The sequence below is a fragment of the Leisingera sp. F5 genome (genome assembly GCF_001593695.1).
This window is the reverse complement of sequence record NZ_LUKH01000368.1, coordinates 1-2,684: the sequence shown is the minus strand read 5'-3', so window position 1 is coordinate 2,684 and position 2,684 is coordinate 1. Positions and strand designations below refer to the sequence as shown.

At 59.6% G+C, this 2,684-nt stretch carries 2 protein-coding genes; both read right to left on the bottom strand.

What is annotated here, in order from left to right; all coding sequences use genetic code 11:
• Nucleotides 1-1,635 (bottom strand): ABC transporter permease subunit (locus A2I95_RS30415; protein ID WP_291735874.1); only part of this gene is annotated, 1,635 nt, incomplete at its 3' end.
• Nucleotides 1,632-2,663: a glycine betaine/L-proline ABC transporter ATP-binding protein gene (locus A2I95_RS30410; RefSeq protein ID WP_027256579.1), complete on the bottom strand. Its 1,032-nt coding sequence runs from the start codon at nucleotides 2,661-2,663 to the stop codon at nucleotides 1,632-1,634. The genes A2I95_RS30415 and A2I95_RS30410, both read right to left, overlap by 4 nt.
• Between the last annotated feature and the right edge of the window lie 21 nt (nucleotides 2,664-2,684).

The window sequence follows — 2,684 nt, the reverse complement described above, 5'->3', positions numbered from 1 at the left end:
CCCTTCAATTGTGTAACGCACCAGCGGCACGGCTGCGAACAGGACAACCGCGCCGATCACCGCCACATCGTTCACCCCGAACAGCATGACCACCGGGATCAGGTAGATGAAGCTGGGAAAAGTTTGCAATGTGTCGCAGATGAGCAGGGCGATGGCGGCACGTTTCTCGTGAAACGATCCCCAGATGCCCAGCGGAAAGCCCAGCACAGTCGCAATCGAGACAGCGACAACGACGGTATAGACCGTGATCATCGCGCGGTCCCACCAGCCGGACATGGCGATGAGGCCGAAGAAGGCGACGCACACCAGTGCCGAGCGCAGGCCGCCGATGGCCCAGCCTGCGGCAGCCAGCAGCGTCAGCACTGCCGCATACGGCATCCATAGGAAGGCATCGCGGATCGGGATCAGCACCCAGGTGATCAGAAACCAGCGCAGCCACTGAGTGACCGGATCAATCAGCACGATGAACCAGTCCGCAACGGCATCAATCGGCTTGGAAATAGTGAAGGCTTCGCGGCGGCCGATCTGGTCCATCAACGGAATGAATTGTGCAAGAACAAAGCAGGCAAGGGAAAGGCCCGCAGCGATTAGCAGAAACTTGTTGCGGACCGCAAAGGAGATGCCCTTGTCAAAATGCTCAGGCTGCTTTGTCGCCCAGGCTTTGGTGCAGCGGTCCAGCATGACGGCCAGCAACACGATGGTGATGCCGATCTCGACCGAGCGGCCGATCTTCAGCGCCTGCAGCAATTGCAGCAGCTTCTGGCCCAGTCCAGGCATGCCGATGAAACTGGCCAGAACCACCATCGCAAGGCACTGCATGATGACTTGGTTCACGCCGACCAGGATCTCGGTCCGGGCGGTGGGGATGCGGACGTGGCGCAACAGCTGCCAGCGGGTGGAGCCGCACATGTGCCCGCTTTCAATCACTTCATGCGGGACCTTGCGCAAACCCAGCAAGGACATGCGGATCATCGGCGGTACGGAAAAGATGATGGTGACGATGGCACCCGCCTTGGGACCGACTCCTATAAAGACCACCACCGGAATCATATAGGCGAAATGCGGCAGGCTTTGCGCGATGTTGAGGATTGGATTGAGGATCCGCTCAAAGTTTTTCGAGCGCCAGGCGAGGATGCCCATAAGCAGTCCGAAGAGGATCGAGAACGGGGCCGCGACAACGATAACGGAGAGTGTTTCCATTGCCCATTTCCACTGCCCCATGACGGCGATCCAGACAAAGGTGCCACCGGTCAGCAGCGACAACCGCCAGCCTTGCAACGCATAGCCGATAACAAAGCCGATGCTGGCGATCACTGTCCACGGAATGGGGCCGACGCGTGGCCAGCGGTTTTTGCCGTAAAGCAAGTTGGCGGTCACATCGAGCAACCATTCAACCCCATCAGCAAAGGCGCGGGTCAGGTAGATTAGCCCAAGGTCGTCGCGCAGGAAATTAAAGATCGCGTTGATCCAGTCGGCAAAAGGCAGCACCAGCCATTCAGGCGGCCTTACCAGCCCTGCAGGCAGCACGGCGTTGCCCGCCGCCAGAACGCAGGCCAGTGCAAACAGCGCCCAGCCGGTCCTGGCGCGTGTCCATGTTTGAGGTTTTCCAGAAAGAACCATCGTCTGATCTGTCATGATGGCTCTCCCAGAAGCACATCCAGCGCTTCCTGCCGGTTCATCGCGCCGATCAGGCTGCCTGCGGTGTTGGCAACCGGCAGGAAATCCCGGTTGTCATTGACCAGCAGGCGCGCCAGCTCGGAGATGGTCTGATTCTCTCCGATCGGCGTGCCGGTCAGGCTGTGGCCGTTCACCTCGCGCGCCAGTACGCCGGCGTGCACCACGCGGGATTTCTCGATTTCTTCGGTGAATTTGGCGACATATTCGGTGGCCGGGTTCAGCACGATCTGATCCGGGGTATCGCATTGTTCAACCACTCCGTCCTTCATGATTGCAATTCGGTCGGCAAGGCGCAGCGCCTCGTCAAAGTCGTGAGTGATAAAGACGATGGTCTTGCCCAGCATTTCCTGCAGCCGCAGGAATTCGTCCTGCATCTCGCGGCGTATCAGCGGATCAAGGGCTGAAAACGGCTCGTCCAGGAACCAGATATCAGGTTCGATCGCCAGGCTGCGGGCGATGCCGACACGTTGCTGCTGGCCGCCTGACAGCTCGCGCGGAAAATAATCCTCACGGCCGGAAAGGCCGACCAGCTCGATCACCTCCAGCGCACGGGCGCGGCGTGCGTGCCGGTCCTGGCCGCGCATTTCCAGCGGGAAGGCGACATTGTCCAGAACGGTACGGTGCGGCAAGAGGCCGAAGCTCTGGAACACCATGCCCATCTTGTTGCGGCGCAGGCCGATCAGCTCCTTCTCGGACATCTCACCAATATTCTGGCCTTCGACCCGGACCTCTCCGCCGGTGATATCAATGAGACGGGACAGGCAGCGTACAAAGGTGGACTTGCCGGAACCTGACAGTCCCATGATCACCAGCATTTCCCCCTTGGCGATATCCAGGGAGACGTCACGCACAGCTGCGATATAGCCAGCCTGGCGGATCTCATCAAAGCCCGGGTTGCCGGTCAACGACTTCAGATACTGTTCAGGTTGGGCGCCAAACAGTTTCCAGACGTTTTTGCAGGAAATGACGGGGGTGGCGGCGGTCATGGCTTATCTTTCGTTGGCAGG